The sequence below is a fragment of the uncultured Leifsonia sp. genome (genome assembly GCF_945957465.1).
In the GTDB taxonomy this organism is placed as follows: Bacteria; Actinomycetota; Actinomycetes; order Actinomycetales; family Microbacteriaceae; genus Leifsonia.
The window spans coordinates 1-12,852 of the sequence record NZ_CAMFLC010000071.1 but is presented as its reverse complement, the minus strand read 5'-3'; the positions used below and the strand labels follow the sequence as shown (position 1 = coordinate 12,852).

Sequence of the window (12,852 nt, the reverse complement as noted above, 5' to 3'; positions counted from 1 at the left end):
GGCGCGTAGACGCCCCCATTCCGCGGGTTTAGGGGCGATAAGACGCCCCTCGGGCGGCATGCGCGGGGGCGCAGCCCGTGAGGCGGAGGCCTCTGCACCGCGAGGGGCGCGTAGACGCCCCCATTCCGCGGGTTTAGGGGCGTTAAGACGCCCCTCGGGTGGCATGCGGAGAGGCTCAGGCCGTGAGGCGGAGGCCTCTGCACCGCGAGGGGCGGGTAAACGCCCCCATTCCGCGGGTTTAGGGGCGTTAAGACGCCCCTCGGGTGGCATGCGCCGCGGCCCAGGCGATGAGGCGGAGGCCTCCAACTCGAAAGGCGCGTAAACGCCCCTATTCCGCGGTTTTAGGGGCGTTAAGGCGCCCCTCGGCGTGGCGCGCGGGCGCGGCGGGCGGAGGCTCAGTCGATGAGGCCGAGGGCGGAGAGGCGCGCGAGCACAGCGCGGCCGGCCGGCGGGCAGCGGTCGGCGTCGGCCGTGGTCACCCAGTGCAGTGCACCCACCTCGGCCGACGGCGCGGGATCCGCGTCGGTCTCGGCGCGGAACACGGCCATGTGCACCATCCGGCCGTCCGGTTCGCCGTGCGCCTGCGTGCGCACCTCGAACAGTTCGTCGAGGCCGGCGGGATCGAGCGTCAGCGAGACCTCCTCGTGAGCCTCGCGAGCCGCGGCCTCGGCGGCGGTCTCACCCGCGTCGATCTTGCCGCCCGGCATGTAGTAGACGTCGCGTCCGCGAGCGGTGACCATGAGCACCCGCCGCTCGCGCACGAGCGCGACCGCGGACACCGAGAGGGGAGGCAACGTCATGCGTCCACGCTACCGACCTGTGCAGGCACCGGACGCCCCTGCCAAGCTGAGGGGATGATCATGGCAGACGACGCTCGCCGGTTCGTCGACCAGTGGGTCGCCGACTGGAACGCTCACGACCTCGACGCCCTCCTCTCCCACTATGCCGACGACGTCGTCTTCACGTCGCCGCTGGCCGCGCGCTTGCTGCCGGGCAGTGACGGCGTCGCTCGAGGCAAGGACGCGCTGCGCAGCTACTGGACGGCCGGGCTGGCCGCCCTCCCCGACCTGCGATTCGAGGTGCTCGAGCACTACGTCGGCGCGAGCACCATCGTGATCCGCTACCGCAATCAGAGCGGCGGGGTCGTCTGCGAGGTGCTCGAGTTCGACCGAGAGCTCGTCACCCGCGGGCACGGAACGTACCTGGCGGGCTGACTGCACGGCCCCGGCGGGCGGCGCACCCGGCTCGTGCCGGGCGCGCCGTCGGCCGAAGGGCGACTACTCCTGGATGAACGCCAGGATGTCCGGGTTGATGACGTCGGCGTGGGTCGTCAGCATCCCGTGCGGGAACCCCTCGTAGATCTTGAGCGTGGCGTTCGGGAGGAGCTCGGCCTGCTTCAGCGACGCATCCTTGTAGGGCACGATCTGGTCGTCGTCGCCCTGCAAGACCAGCACCGGCACCGAGATCGCCTTCAGGTCCTCCGTCTGGTCCGTCTCGGAGAAGGCCTTGATGCCCTCGTAGTGCGCGAGAGCGCTGCCCATCATCCCCTGACGCCACCAGTTGGCGACGACCGGTTCGGAGACGCTGGCTCCCGGCCGGTTGAACCCGTAGAACGGGCCGGAGGCCACGGCCTGGAAGAAGTCGGCACGGTTGGCGGCGAGCGCGTTGCGGAAGTCGTCGAACACCGAGATCGGCAAGCCCTCCGGATTGGCGTCCGTCTGCAGCATCAGCGGCGGCACCGCGGCGACCAGGACCGCTTTGGCGACGCGCCCCTGCGGTTCTCCGTACCGGGCGACATAGCGTGCGACCTGTCCGCCTCCGGTCGAGTGCCCGATGTGGACCGCGTTGCGCAGGTCGAGGTGCTCGACGACGGCCGACACGTCGCCGGCGTAGTGGTCCATGTCGTGACCGGTGCCGATCTGCGACGACCGGCCGTGACCACGCCGGTCGCTGGCGATCACCCGATAGCCCTTCGCGAGGAAGTACAGCATCTGGGCGTCCCAGTCGTCGGCGGACAGCGGCCAGCCATGGTGGAACACGATGGGCTGTGCGTCCGGGCTTCCCCAGTCCTTGTAGTAGATTTCTGCGCCGTCATCGGTGGTCACGAAAGCCATCTCAGTCTCCAGGTCCAGGTCGCACCGAGCAGCGCGGCACGACGCGTCGATTGCTCTGCCAACCCGCACAGCGTCTCGCGACTCCTCTGCTCCTGTCTAGGACCTCCGTCGATGCGCGCACGCGAGCGGCATGGCATGATCGGCACGTGACCGGGCGAACGATGCTCCTCGACAGCGCATCCCTCTACTTTCGCGGCTTCTACGGCGTGCCCGATACGGTGCGCGCGCCCGACGGCACCCCCGTCAACGCGGTCCGCGGATTCCTCGACATCATCGCGAAGCTGGTGACGGAATACCGCCCGGAGTCGCTCGTCGCCTGCTGGGACGACGACTGGCGGCCCCGCTGGCGTGTCGAGCTCATCCCGAGCTACAAGGCGCACCGCGTCGCGCAGCTCGTGCCGGGCGGAGTCGACATCGAAGACGTGCCGCCCGAGCTGGTCGCGCAGGTCCCGATCATCCGCGAGGTGCTGGCGGCGCTCGGTATCGCGGTCGTGGGGGCGGCGGAGGCCGAGGCCGACGACGTGATCGGCACGCTCGCGACCCGGGCCGCCGGGCCCGTGGACGTGGTGACCGGCGACCGCGACCTGTTCCAGCTGGTGGACGACGCGGCGGACGTCCGCGTCGTCTACACGGCGCGCGGCATGAGCAACCTGGAGGTGCTCACCGATGCCGTCGTCGTCGGGAAGTACGGCATCCACGCCCATCAGTACGCCGACTTCGCCGTGATGCGAGGCGACACCTCCGACGGGCTGCCCGGAGTGGCCGGCATCGGCGAGAAGACCGCCGCCGCACTGCTGGCCGAGTACGGCGACCTCGCCGGGATCGCGGCGGCCGCAGCCGAGCCCGACTCCGCGCTGAAGCCCGCGGTGCGCGCCCGGTTCGCCGCCGCCGACGAATACCTCGCGGTGGCGCCGCGGGTCGTCGAGGTCCTCCGCGACCTCCCGGTCGCCGCCGACGACGCCCGGCTGCGGGTGCCGACCGACGAACAGCGCGCGACCCTCGACGCCCTCGCCGACCGCTGGGGACTCGGTGGTTCGCTCGACCGCGCCCTCGCGGCCCTCGGCAGCGCGTCCTCCTGACCCCGCGAGGCGGCGCACTCTCCGCCGCTTCGCGCGATTCACGCGCACTTCGAACCGCTCCGCGGTCAGGAGGCGGCGGGGTCCCAGCGCCAGAGCTCGCGCTGCGCCAGAAGGGCGAGCTCGCGCAGGACGTCGAGGTCGCCCTCCGACTCGGACGCGCGGCGCGGCGTGCGGCCGAAGACGCACATCGCGCCGATCCGTGTTCCGTCTGGAGCCTCCACCGGGTAGCCGGCGTAGAAGCGCAGGTGGGCCGGGCCGGTCACGAGCGCGCTCGATGCGAAGCGCTCGTCCTGCTCGGCGTCGGGCACCACCATGCCATCCGGCGCCTGGAGGGTGTGCAGGCACGCCGACTGCTCGATCGGGATCTCGGTGAGCGACGCGCCGACCGCGGCGAGCGGCCACTCGGCGCGGTCGTCGAGCACGGTGAACATGGCGATCTCCGCTCCGAGGGTGCGCTGAGCGGTGCCGACCAGCCCGGCCAGCCTCCCGTCCCGCTTGTGCTCGGCGAGGCGGAGCCGTTCGATCGCCGCCACGCGGTCCTCCGGCTCCGACACGTGGTGCTCGTCCTCGATCGCGTGGCCGATGAGCGCTGGCGCGAGTGCGTCGGCGATGCGCCGTGCCCAGAAGAGGTAGCCGGCGGGGCTGCGGTGCCGCCCGCCCTCCGCCTTCGGCGATGACGGCAGCTGGACGAAGGTCGCTCCCGTTGCACGGCACGCTGCGGCGGCCGCACGATTCAGCCGCTCAGCGTGTTCCTGCACGACGGAGCCGAACGCGTCGTCGAACGGCGGCACCGAGCGGATGGGCTGCGCGCCGAGCCACGCCACGATCGGCACGCCGGTCGCGCGGACCTGGCGCAGGAGGGCCTCGACGCGCTCGCCCCAGCGCGTCGGCTCCACCATCCGCACGACATCGGCGAGCGCGCCGCTGAGGATCACCACGTCGTAGCGCCCCGCATCGGCGGAACGCACCAGGTGCACGAGCCGCCGCACGCCGGCGGACGGATCGGCGACGACGTCGACGACGACCCCGCGCCCGGTCGTCGCGGCGACCGCCCGGGCGACGGCGCCGGGCAGCCCCAGGTCGTGGCTGCCGACGCCCCAGCCGACCACCGGGCCCGAGCCGGCGAGGAGGACGCGGAGGCTCGAGCGGCCGGCGACGAAGGCCTGCGGCGAGTCCGCGGGACGCGCCAGCCCCTGCCGCACGCCGGCCACGCGCAGCAGCCGCACCCGCGCGACCAGGCGCCGCCATGCACTCAGCCGGTCGTCGTCCACGCCCTCGAACGTATCCCGGACGACCGCGCCCACATAGCACCCCGCCGCAGTTACACGGACATACCGGCGGGTACGTAACGCGACCCACGACGGATCGGCCACCGGAGACCGTCACCGTCCCGACGTCCCCATCCACCCCCTCGTCAACCCCCTGGAAAGGTCGGGCGATGAGACTAGCGTCCGGAGTCCGGGATCGCGCCCGGCTGACGGTGGGAGGGGACCGATGACGACGACGGCAGCGGCGAGGACGGCGGTCGACGGTTTCCGGCACGAGACGCAGCTCGGCCGGCGGCCCCCGCAGAGCCACGGTTTCGTGGTGCACGCACTGGGCCGCGACTTCCGCGTGAGCGACGAGATGGCGCGCATCTTCCTGCGCCAGGTCGAGAAGGTGGTGGAATCGGACTCGTCCGCCCTCGTGGTGCTGCGCCACGCGCACGGCGTGGAGTTGCTGATGGTGACCGACGACAGGTCGTTCTCCATCCGTCCGGCGACGACGACGGACCATGGCTCGGCCGCCCCCGAGCCGTATCCTCGGATGCGTGGATGAACAGCGCGCCGACGCGGATGCCCTGGCCGGCATCCGCAGCGCGCTCGACGAGGCGGTGCGCCGGCTGGTCGACGCGGACGCCCGCGACGAGGCCCTCGCCGTGCTCATCCCTCGCCGCCGCACGCTCGGCATCCCGCGCGAACCCGTGCTGAAGCCGACGGGCCGGGTCTGGCGGCTGGGCGTGCTGCTCCTCGGAACCGACGGCACGCTGTACGCGACTGGCCGCCTGGTGCGGGCCACGCCGCCGGGCCGCACCCAGTACGTGTCGGTGTCGGCCGAGACCCGGCGTGCCTATCGCGCCGCCGCCGAACGCGGGCATTTCCGCGACGGCGAGACGGTCGACTTCGACGCTCCCGTGATCGAGCTGACGGCGGAGGCGCTGCGCAGCGGCTCCGGCCCGCTGATCCTGCGCGACGGCAGACCGCTCGTGCGCTGGAGCGCGTCCTCCGACCAGACCGTGGACTTCCATGCCTACCTGGCCGAGCGCGTGGACCTGCTGACGCACCCGCCCGAGGGAGCCTGACGAACGGCTCAGGCCTCCGTCGGCGTCGTCGTGCTGCCGGTCGCGCCGGTCTTCCCGGTGACTTCGTCGAGCTTGTCCGACGCTTTCCCCACGGCCTCCGACACTTTGTCGCCCAGGTCGGACGCCGCACGGCCGGCGAGGTCGCGCACGTCGCCCTTGACCTTCTGAACCGGGTCGGACTCGGAGATGCCCTGCCACTTGCGTCGCATGTTCTCGTAGGCGCCCCGGCCGGCGCGCGACCCGATCACGAACCCGACGGCGACTCCCGCGACAAAGATGATGACCTTCATGCGCTGCACCGTACGCGCGCGACGCCGGTGGCGACAGGGGCAGAATGAGCGTCGTGACTCGACCGCCGGCCACCGGGGACGACACCGTGACCGCCTATGAGCGGGCGGTCGCGGCCTGGACTGCGCGCCGCGACCGCCGGCAGGGCGCGCCGCTGCCCGGCCTCCCGGCAGCGTTCACGGGGGCGGTGCTGGTGGAGGGGGTGAGCGACAGCGCCGCGCTGCACGCGGCAGCAGGGCGCCTCGGGGTCGATCCCGCGGCGGCGGGCGTGGCGATCCTCCCGATGGGCGGCGCCATGAGCGTGCGGTGGTTCGTCGACCGGCTGGCGCCGGCCGGAGTGCGCCTCCACGGGCTGTGCGACGAGGCGGAGGCCGCCTTCTTCCGCAGGGCGGGTCTCGAGGACGGCGAGATCTCGGTGTGCCGCCCCGACCTCGAAGGCGAGCTCGTGCGGGCCCTCGGCACCGCGCGGGTGGAGTCCGTTCTGGCCCGCGAGGGCGATCTCGGCCTGTTCCGCACCTTCCAGCGGCAGCCGGCCCAGCGCGGCAGGCACGTCGCAGCTCAGTTGCATCGCTTCCTCGGCACGACGTCGGGCCGCAAGGAGGCGTACGGCCGGCTCCTGACCGCCGAACTCCCCGCTCACGAGCTTCCTCTGCCCCTGGGCCGCGCGCTGACCGCGCTGCTCGACGACCTGTCGCCGTCGCGCAGCGACCGGCACGTTTAGGGTGAGGGGATGTCCTCCACTTCTCCCGAGCTGCTCGATCGGCTCGCCGCCCTGTTCGCCGCGCGCGACCGCGAGAACATGGCGCCCACCATCGCCGCCTTCGAGGCCGTGCTCGCCGAGCATCCCGACGATCCTCACGTGCTGTACGAGGTCGGCGGCTCGTACGACACCGCAGGGGAGGAGGACACGGCCGCGGCGTACTACGAGCGCGCGCTCGACGCCGGGCTCGACGGCGACGCTCGACGCAGATGCCTGCTCCAGTACGGCAGCACCCTGCGCAACCTGGACCGCTTCGACGAGTCGCTGGCCGTGCTCGATCGGGCCAGGGCCGAGTTCCCCGACTCGGAGTCGGTGCAGGTGTGGCACGCGCTGTCGCTGCACGCGGCCGGCCGGAGCGACGCCGCCGTGGCCGAGCTGATGGAGGTCGCGGCCGACCGCATCCGCACCCCCGACCTGCTGCGTTACGAGGCCGCGTTGCGCGGCAACGCCGAATACCTGCGCTCGCTCGACCGCGCGTGACTCACGCCAGCAGGGCGGCGATCAGGAGGAGCGCCGGTACCGCGAAGAGGGTGGTGAGCAGCACGATGTCCCGGGCCACCGGCACGCCGCGCTCATAGCGCGCCGCGAAGTTGTAGACGTTCTGCGCGGTCGGCAGCGCGGCGAGCGCCACAGCCGCGAACAGCGCGTGCCCCTCCAGACCGAACACGAGTCGGGCAGCGAGGAACGCGATCAGCGGCATGCCCACCGACTTCAGCGCGACCGCGGAGACGATCTCCGCCCGGCCGCGACCTGCCTGAAGCGGCCGCGACCCGTGCAACGACATCCCGAACGCCATCAGCACCAGCGGAACGGCCGCACCGCCGATCAGCTCGAACGGCTGGTACACGGCATCCGGCAGGCGGATGCCCGACACGTCCACGAGGATTCCCAGCACCGACGCGATGATCATGGGATTGCGCGCGGGCTGGGTGACGATCGACCACACGGACACGGTTCCCCGGCTGGTGACGTCGAGCACCGTGAGCGCGATCGGGGCGAACACGATGAGCTGGAGCAGCAGCACCGGCGCGACGAAGGAGGCGCTGCCGAGGACGTAGACCGCGACCGGCAGGCCGATGTTGTTGGCGTTGACGTAGCCGGCGCCCAGAGCGCCGATCGTCGTCTCCGCAGCCGGGCGCCGGAAGAACAGCCGGGAGAGCACGAGGAAGAGTCCGGCGGACCCGACGGCGGCGATGGCGGCCACGAGCAACTGCGTCGAGAAGACCACCGTGAGGTCGGCATGGGCCAGTGTCACGAACAGCAGAGCCGGGTTGGTGATGAAGAACGCGATGCGGTTGAGCACGTACGGGGCGGCCGGACCGCCGACGCCGAACCGCCCGGCGACGTAGCCGACCAGGATGACGAAGGCGATGATCCCGAACCCGGTCAGCACTCCCGCCATCGCCGTCCCACCTCCCCTCGACCGCGCCCCGCGCTGTGTGGGGGCACAGTCGATCCTGTCAAGAACTCCGCGGATCGCGTGCAACGGCGCGGTGCCGGCCGCGGGCCGATCGTCGCATCCGCGCCCCGGACGTGCGCCGTCGGCTGAGCGCGAGCACGCCGATCCCGCAGCCGACCAGGCTCCCGAGGGTGTTGGCGATGACGTCGCCGACCGTGGCGAAGCGGCCCGGCAGGAGGAGGAACTGGGCGAGCTCGATCGCGATGCTGCACAGGAGGCCGAGCACCGGCGCGATCCACCAACGCCTGCGTCCGACGAGGAAGACCAGGAGCATCGCCGGGATGACGAAGAACGCCACGTTCGCCGTGAACTCGATCGCGTTGTAGGCGTCGCCGGGCCGGATGCCGATGCCTTTCAGCGCGACGAGCACGCGGAAGAGCGCAGGATCGAGCGGCCGGTCGACGGGCGAGGGCCACAGCCCGATGACGGCGACGAAGACCGAGTAGCCGGCGAGCGCCGCGATCGCCGCGACGCGGAGTCGGCGTTCGGCTGGCATCTGCACAGCTTACGACGCCAGGCATTCAGGATTCCTGTGTGTCAGACCTCAGGTTTCGCGGGTTCGCGGGGCTCAGCTTCGCCTGGCCCGCCCACCGCGGGCGACCCGAACCGCGACAGCGACCAGCACGATGAGGACGCCGGCGGCCAGCGCGGTGACCGCCACGACATCCTCGGGGAGGCCGCCTTCGGCTCGCGCGACCGCGACCCAGACGAGACCCCAGCCCGTTGCGAGTGCCGGCGCGAGCCTCCCGCGATCCCACAGGGCGAGCGCGCTGCCGAGGCAGGCGACCACGACGAGCAGCGCGATGGCCCACAGCGTCGGAGCCACCCCCCACCCGCTGAATCCGGCCGCGCGCAGCCAGGCGGCGACACCCGCCACGGTGGCCACCATCACCCAGCCCAGGTAGAGCCCGACCGTTCCGTCGAGCAGCACGGCGTCCGCTGTGGACTCTCCCGGCTCGCGGCGCAGCCGGACGAACGCGACCACGAGCACGGCGAGCAGAGCGACGATGATGGGCACGCTCAGCGCGAGCAACCCCGCCTGGACGCAGACGATCCACGCGGCGTTGAGCAGCAGCGAGGCGATCATCCAGTAACCGACGGTTCGCTGGCGCCGGCGCGCCGCCTGTGACGGCAGGGCCTGCCAGATCGCGTAGCCCACGAGGCCGGCGTAGATCACCGACCAGATGGCGAACGCCGGGCCCGCCGGGGCGACCGGTGTCGCGTCGGGAGCGAGCGCGCCGCCGGCGACCTCCGGGATCGGGCGGCCGCCCGCGAACCCGGAGCCGTAGACGGCCGCGGCGATCGCGAGGACGGTCGCCGCGATCACGCCGCTCTGCCGAACTCGGTCCGCCGCGGTCGGACGCGTCGTCCTGAGCGGCAGCCTTCGGGTCAGGCTGGTCATGCCGCACACGGTAGCCCTGATTCCGCTGTTGCGGATCCCTTGGGCCGCGCACCCGCCTCCCTACGGAGCGCGCGTGGCCACGACGACGGTCGCGTCGAGCTCGTCGTCCTCGACGATGTCGGTCGTGAAGCCGGAGGCCGAGAACAGGGCGGCGGTGCGCTCGGATTGCTCCCGACTGGTCTCGATGACCACGGAGCCGCCCGGTACGAGCCACGACCCCGCCTCTCCGGCTATGCGGCGGTGCAGGTCGAGACCGTCCTCGCCGCCGTCGAGCGCCACGGCCGGTTCATAGAGGCGCGCCTCCGGCGGCATCAACGGGATCGCGGCCGTCGGGACGTACGGAGCATTCACGGCGACGACAGCGATGGCGCCCCGCAGCCATTCCGGCAGCGCAGCGAACAGGTCGCCCTGGAAGACGCGCTCCGCGAGCACGTTGGAACGCGCGGTCCGCACGGCGGCCGGATCGACGTCGGCCGCGTAGACCGCAGCACCCGGTACGCGCTCGGCGACGACCGCGGCGATCGCCCCGGCGCCGCAGCACAGGTCGAGCACCACGTCGCCCGGGCGCGTCAGCCCTACCGCCTGCGCGGCCAGCGCCTCGGTGCGTCGCCGGGGGACGAACACGCCGGCATCCACATGGATGCGCAGGCCCCCGAACTCGGCGAACCCGAGCAGGGGCTCCAGGGGTTCGCCCGCCGCCCGACGTTCGACCAGTTCCTCCAGCTCGCGATCGGAGCGGGCGGCCTCCATCAGCAGGGCGGCCTCGTCCTCGGCGAACACGCAGCCGGCCGCGCGCAAGCGTGCCACGATCGCCTCGATGCCGCCCTGTTCGCCCACCGCCTCATGTTAGAGGCACGACGACCGGGGCAGGCTCGGGCGACGCACGAATCGGCGGATGCGCAACCCCCCCACCCCTGTTCTTGACCTCGCGGAGGACGGCTCGTACGAATGGTTCATGAAGAGAATCCACTACGCTAGCGGATCGTTGCTGACCGGCGACGCGATCGCGGACGCCGTGGTGCGATTCGCGGCCATCCTCGCCGAGAACGCCACGGCCGCGGAAGTCCACGCACCGGCGATCCTCGACGACGGCGAGGTCGGAGAAGCGCTGATGCTGCTGGGACCGGCCAGCCAGATCCTGGTGGAGACCGAGCACTACGACGGCTCGGAGTTGCGGGGCGAGTCGTTCGTGGCAGAACTCGACGAGCGCATGGCCGCCCTCGGACCGCGGCGGGCGACCTTCGTGCACGAGGGCACGGAAGAGGTCGACGGGCTCGACATCGAGCTTCTGTGAGAACCGCCCACCCGATACAGCAACGCAGTGGCCCGATACACGGATGCACTGGCGCACGGCCGAAGGCCGCGTACTATGCGGCGGGAGGGCGAGATTCCGGGGAGTAGCACATGCAGGTGTTCCACGTCTACATCGACGAGCTGCGCTTCACGTTCGTCGATCGCGAGCCGGTCGACGAACTCAAGCGGCGGATCATCGAGGCCAGCCGCAATGCGGGAGACTTCGTGGCGATCACGCAGTCGAGCCGACCACCGAGCGAGATCTTCGTGACCAGCCAGACGCGCGTGCGCATCGAGACCGCCAGCATCCCGCGCGAACCGGTCGCTGCGGGTGAACACGAGGAGGACGATTCCTTCTGGTTCGACTTCGACTCGCTCACCTGACCGAGTGACCGCCGCCCTCTGAAAGTCAACCTCTTCCGGCCGCACTCACGATGCCCGAGGCTCGGACCATGCCGACCTCGCTCTGGTTCCAGACAGCTCCCGTCATCGCGACGGATCCCTTCGAGCGCGATGGCCGCTACGACGTCGTGATCGCCGGGGCCGGCCTCACCGGCCTCGCGACGGCCGTCATGCTCGCACGCAGCGGCACTCGGGTGTGCGTGCTCGAGGCGCGCACCGTCGGCGCGGTGACCACCGGCAACACGACGGGCAAGGTGAGCCTGCTGCAGGGGACCCAGCTGTCCCGGATCCAGCGGTTCTCGTCAGAGCGCGTCATGACCGCCTACGTCGACGGCAACTCGGCGGGCCGCGGCTGGCTTCTCGACTTCCTCGAGGAGCAGCAGGTGCCGTACGACGTGCGCGACGCCTGCACGTTCGCGACGACGCTCGACGGACTGGACCGTCTGGACGCCGAACTGCGCGCCGCGCGCGCCGCCGGCCTGCCGGTGTCGCAGGAACGTGCGTGCGAGCTGCCGTTCGCGGTGGAGGGCGCGCTGCTCCTGCGCCACCAGGCTCAGGTCCATCCGGTGCGGGTGCTGGCAGCCCTGGCCGACGAGCTGAGGCGGCTGGGAGGCCGCCTCGTCGAGGGCGAACGCGTCACCTCGGTCTCGACCGCCGACCCCGCCCAGATCACCAGCACCTCCGGCCGGACCGCCGCGGACGCGGTGGTCCTCGCGACCGGCACGCCCATCCTCGACCGCGGCCTCTACTTCGCGAAGACCGAACCGTACCGGTCGTACGTCGCGGCGTTCCGGGTGCCGGGGCCGGTTCCGCAGGGCATGCATCTCTCCGCCGAGACCCCGGCCCGGTCGCTGCGCACCGCCCGCGATGCGGACGGCGAGCTGCTGCTGGTCGGCGGCGACGGGCATCCTGCGGGCCGAGGCGGCTCCACGGCGGCTCGCGTCGCGGAGCTGACGACCTGGGCGCAGCAGACCTTCCCCGGCGCCGAGCGCACGACCTGGTGGGCGGCGCAGGACTACCGCTCGGTCAATCGGGTGCCGTTCGTCGGCTGGCTGCCGCGCGGACGGGGACGCGTCTACCTGGCCACGGGCTACGACAAGTGGGGGATGACGAACGCGGTCGCAGCGGCGATCAGCCTGACCGCCGACCTGACCGGCGCCGAACCGCCCGCGTGGGCGGCGACGCTCCACCATCGCGTCACGCGCCCGATCGACCTGGCGGACGGCGCGCGCGTGAACGCGACCGCTGGGGTAGAGGCCGCGAAGGGCTGGGCTGCGGCCGAGGTCGCGCGCGCTCTCGGCGGCGAACCTCCCGCCGAGGGCACGGGACGGGTCGGCCGGCACGGGGTGGCGCCGGTCGCGGCGTCGACCGTCGACGGAAGCACCTGCACCCTCAGCGCCGTGTGCACGCACCTCGGCGGGATCGTGCGCTGGAACGACGCCGAGCACTCGTGGGACTGCCCGCTCCACGGTTCCCGGTTCGCTCCGGACGGCGCAGTGCTCGAAGGCCCGGCCGTCGAACCGCTGGGCCACGCGTGAAGGAGTCCGCCCTGGATCAGCGCGCCGCGCCCGGACGGCTATAGCTTGACCACGTCGATTCCAGTATCGTCGCGGCATGACCATTCCTGAGGACGAGAACACGCCGCGGCCCGCGGGGGGCGGCGAGCCGGCCGGCGCTGTCCCGCCGGCGCCTGCCGAGCCGCCGGCGCCTGCCG

General features: G+C 72.2%; 17 protein-coding genes. 9 read left to right on the top strand and 8 right to left on the bottom strand.

The window, feature by feature from the left end; genetic code table 11:
• Positions 1 to 395: 395 nt before the first annotated feature.
• A complete protein-coding gene (locus Q0Q23_RS18565) occupies positions 396 to 800 on the bottom strand; it encodes an NUDIX domain-containing protein (RefSeq protein WP_295127758.1) in 405 nt (134 codons plus the stop codon).
• A gap of 60 nt (positions 801 to 860) precedes the next feature.
• On the opposite strand from Q0Q23_RS18565, the gene Q0Q23_RS18560 reads away from it, so the two are divergent.
• Positions 861 to 1,214 (top strand): nuclear transport factor 2 family protein, encoded by a 354-nt coding sequence (locus Q0Q23_RS18560; RefSeq protein WP_295127755.1) that lies wholly within the window; start codon positions 861 to 863, stop codon positions 1,212 to 1,214.
• Positions 1,215 to 1,277: 63 nt separating this feature from the next.
• Here Q0Q23_RS18560 and Q0Q23_RS18555 read toward each other — a convergent pair whose 3' ends face one another.
• A complete protein-coding gene (locus tag Q0Q23_RS18555) occupies positions 1,278 to 2,114 on the bottom strand; it encodes an alpha/beta fold hydrolase (protein WP_295127751.1) in 837 nt (278 codons plus the stop codon).
• Between the two features lie 161 nt (positions 2,115 to 2,275).
• On the opposite strand from Q0Q23_RS18555, the gene Q0Q23_RS18550 reads away from it, so the two are divergent.
• Positions 2,276 to 3,193, top strand: coding sequence for a 5'-3' exonuclease (locus tag Q0Q23_RS18550; RefSeq protein WP_295127761.1), 918 nt, complete (start codon positions 2,276 to 2,278; stop codon positions 3,191 to 3,193).
• 65 nt (positions 3,194 to 3,258) lie between these two features.
• Here the strand turns inward: Q0Q23_RS18550 and Q0Q23_RS18545 are convergent, their stop codons facing one another.
• Positions 3,259 to 4,464: a GDSL-type esterase/lipase family protein gene (locus tag Q0Q23_RS18545; RefSeq protein WP_295127748.1), complete on the bottom strand. Its 1,206-nt coding sequence runs from the start codon at positions 4,462 to 4,464 to the stop codon at positions 3,259 to 3,261.
• 223 nt (positions 4,465 to 4,687) lie between these two features.
• Here Q0Q23_RS18545 and Q0Q23_RS18540 point away from each other — a divergent pair, with 223 nt between their 5' ends.
• Both Q0Q23_RS18540 and Q0Q23_RS18535 read left to right on the top strand, forming a co-directional pair.
• Positions 4,688 to 5,011: a TetR family transcriptional regulator gene (locus Q0Q23_RS18540; RefSeq protein WP_295127745.1), complete on the top strand. Its 324-nt coding sequence runs from the start codon at positions 4,688 to 4,690 to the stop codon at positions 5,009 to 5,011.
• Complete coding sequence (locus Q0Q23_RS18535) at positions 5,004 to 5,534, top strand: hypothetical protein (RefSeq protein WP_295127742.1); 531 nt, start codon at positions 5,004 to 5,006, stop codon at positions 5,532 to 5,534. The genes Q0Q23_RS18540 and Q0Q23_RS18535 overlap by 8 nt, the downstream gene beginning before the upstream one ends.
• 8 nt (positions 5,535 to 5,542) lie before the next feature.
• Here the strand turns inward: Q0Q23_RS18535 and Q0Q23_RS18530 are convergent, their stop codons facing one another.
• The gene (locus tag Q0Q23_RS18530) at positions 5,543 to 5,824 is read right to left on the bottom strand and encodes a hypothetical protein (RefSeq protein WP_295127739.1); all 282 of its coding nucleotides are present in this window, start codon (positions 5,822 to 5,824) and stop codon (positions 5,543 to 5,545) included.
• A 53-nt stretch (positions 5,825 to 5,877) separates the two neighbouring features.
• Between Q0Q23_RS18530 and Q0Q23_RS18525 the strand changes: the two genes are divergently transcribed.
• Together Q0Q23_RS18525 and Q0Q23_RS18520 are read left to right on the top strand one after the other, a co-directional pair.
• Positions 5,878 to 6,543: a TOPRIM nucleotidyl transferase/hydrolase domain-containing protein gene (locus Q0Q23_RS18525; RefSeq protein WP_295127736.1), complete on the top strand. Its 666-nt coding sequence runs from the start codon at positions 5,878 to 5,880 to the stop codon at positions 6,541 to 6,543.
• Positions 6,544 to 6,552: 9 nt separating this feature from the next.
• Entirely contained in the window at positions 6,553 to 7,062 is a 510-nt protein-coding gene (locus tag Q0Q23_RS18520; protein WP_295127733.1) for a tetratricopeptide repeat protein, read from the top strand.
• 1 nt (position 7,063) lies between these two features.
• On the opposite strand, the gene Q0Q23_RS18515 is transcribed toward Q0Q23_RS18520, so the two are convergent.
• The 4 genes from Q0Q23_RS18515 to Q0Q23_RS18500 all read right to left on the bottom strand — a co-directional run bounded on the left by Q0Q23_RS18515 (position 7,064) and on the right by Q0Q23_RS18500 (position 10,280).
• Positions 7,064 to 7,984, bottom strand: coding sequence for an AEC family transporter (locus Q0Q23_RS18515; RefSeq protein WP_295127730.1), 921 nt, complete (start codon positions 7,982 to 7,984; stop codon positions 7,064 to 7,066).
• A 58-nt stretch (positions 7,985 to 8,042) separates the two neighbouring features.
• Complete coding sequence (locus Q0Q23_RS18510; protein WP_295127727.1) at positions 8,043 to 8,537, bottom strand: VanZ family protein; 495 nt, start codon at positions 8,535 to 8,537, stop codon at positions 8,043 to 8,045.
• 72 nt (positions 8,538 to 8,609) lie between these two features.
• The gene (locus tag Q0Q23_RS18505) at positions 8,610 to 9,443 is read right to left on the bottom strand and encodes a tryptophan-rich sensory protein (protein WP_295127724.1); all 834 of its coding nucleotides are present in this window, start codon (positions 9,441 to 9,443) and stop codon (positions 8,610 to 8,612) included.
• A 60-nt stretch (positions 9,444 to 9,503) separates the two neighbouring features.
• Positions 9,504 to 10,280 (bottom strand): putative protein N(5)-glutamine methyltransferase, encoded by a 777-nt coding sequence (locus tag Q0Q23_RS18500; protein ID WP_295127721.1) that lies wholly within the window; start codon positions 10,278 to 10,280, stop codon positions 9,504 to 9,506.
• A gap of 118 nt (positions 10,281 to 10,398) precedes the next feature.
• Between Q0Q23_RS18500 and Q0Q23_RS18495 the strand changes: the two genes are divergently transcribed.
• The 3 genes from Q0Q23_RS18495 (at position 10,399) to Q0Q23_RS18485 (ending at position 12,676) form a co-directional block, all read left to right on the top strand.
• Positions 10,399 to 10,737: a hypothetical protein gene (locus Q0Q23_RS18495; RefSeq protein ID WP_295127717.1), complete on the top strand. Its 339-nt coding sequence runs from the start codon at positions 10,399 to 10,401 to the stop codon at positions 10,735 to 10,737.
• A 110-nt stretch (positions 10,738 to 10,847) separates the two neighbouring features.
• Positions 10,848 to 11,120, top strand: a complete 273-nt coding sequence (locus tag Q0Q23_RS18490) for a hypothetical protein (RefSeq protein ID WP_295127714.1) — start codon at positions 10,848 to 10,850, stop codon at positions 11,118 to 11,120.
• Positions 11,121 to 11,188: 68 nt separating this feature from the next.
• A complete protein-coding gene (locus Q0Q23_RS18485; RefSeq protein ID WP_295127711.1) occupies positions 11,189 to 12,676 on the top strand; it encodes an FAD-dependent oxidoreductase in 1,488 nt (495 codons plus the stop codon).
• Positions 12,677 to 12,852: the final 176 nt, after the last annotated feature.

Excerpts from the sequence above, each read along its gene's own strand:
- Q0Q23_RS18565 (WP_295127758.1), bottom strand. The coding sequence starts at position 800 with ATGACGTTGCCTCCCCTCTCGGTGTCCGCGGTCGCGCTCGTGCGCGAG.
- Q0Q23_RS18560 (WP_295127755.1), top strand. The coding sequence starts at position 861 with ATGGCAGACGACGCTCGCCGGTTCGTCGACCAGTGGGTCGCCGACTGG.
- Q0Q23_RS18555 (WP_295127751.1), bottom strand. The coding sequence starts at position 2,114 with ATGGCTTTCGTGACCACCGATGACGGCGCAGAAATCTACTACAAGGAC.
- Q0Q23_RS18550 (WP_295127761.1), top strand. The coding sequence starts at position 2,276 with ATGCTCCTCGACAGCGCATCCCTCTACTTTCGCGGCTTCTACGGCGTG.
- Q0Q23_RS18540 (WP_295127745.1), top strand. The coding sequence starts at position 4,688 with ATGACGACGACGGCAGCGGCGAGGACGGCGGTCGACGGTTTCCGGCAC.
- Q0Q23_RS18530 (WP_295127739.1), bottom strand. The coding sequence starts at position 5,824 with ATGAAGGTCATCATCTTTGTCGCGGGAGTCGCCGTCGGGTTCGTGATC.
- Q0Q23_RS18520 (WP_295127733.1), top strand. The coding sequence starts at position 6,553 with ATGTCCTCCACTTCTCCCGAGCTGCTCGATCGGCTCGCCGCCCTGTTC.
- Q0Q23_RS18515 (WP_295127730.1), bottom strand. The coding sequence starts at position 7,984 with ATGGCGGGAGTGCTGACCGGGTTCGGGATCATCGCCTTCGTCATCCTG.
- Q0Q23_RS18510 (WP_295127727.1), bottom strand. The coding sequence starts at position 8,537 with ATGCCAGCCGAACGCCGACTCCGCGTCGCGGCGATCGCGGCGCTCGCC.
- Q0Q23_RS18505 (WP_295127724.1), bottom strand. The coding sequence starts at position 9,443 with ATGACCAGCCTGACCCGAAGGCTGCCGCTCAGGACGACGCGTCCGACC.
- Q0Q23_RS18495 (WP_295127717.1), top strand. The coding sequence starts at position 10,399 with ATGAAGAGAATCCACTACGCTAGCGGATCGTTGCTGACCGGCGACGCG.
- Q0Q23_RS18490 (WP_295127714.1), top strand. The coding sequence starts at position 10,848 with ATGCAGGTGTTCCACGTCTACATCGACGAGCTGCGCTTCACGTTCGTC.
- Q0Q23_RS18485 (WP_295127711.1), top strand. The coding sequence starts at position 11,189 with ATGCCGACCTCGCTCTGGTTCCAGACAGCTCCCGTCATCGCGACGGAT.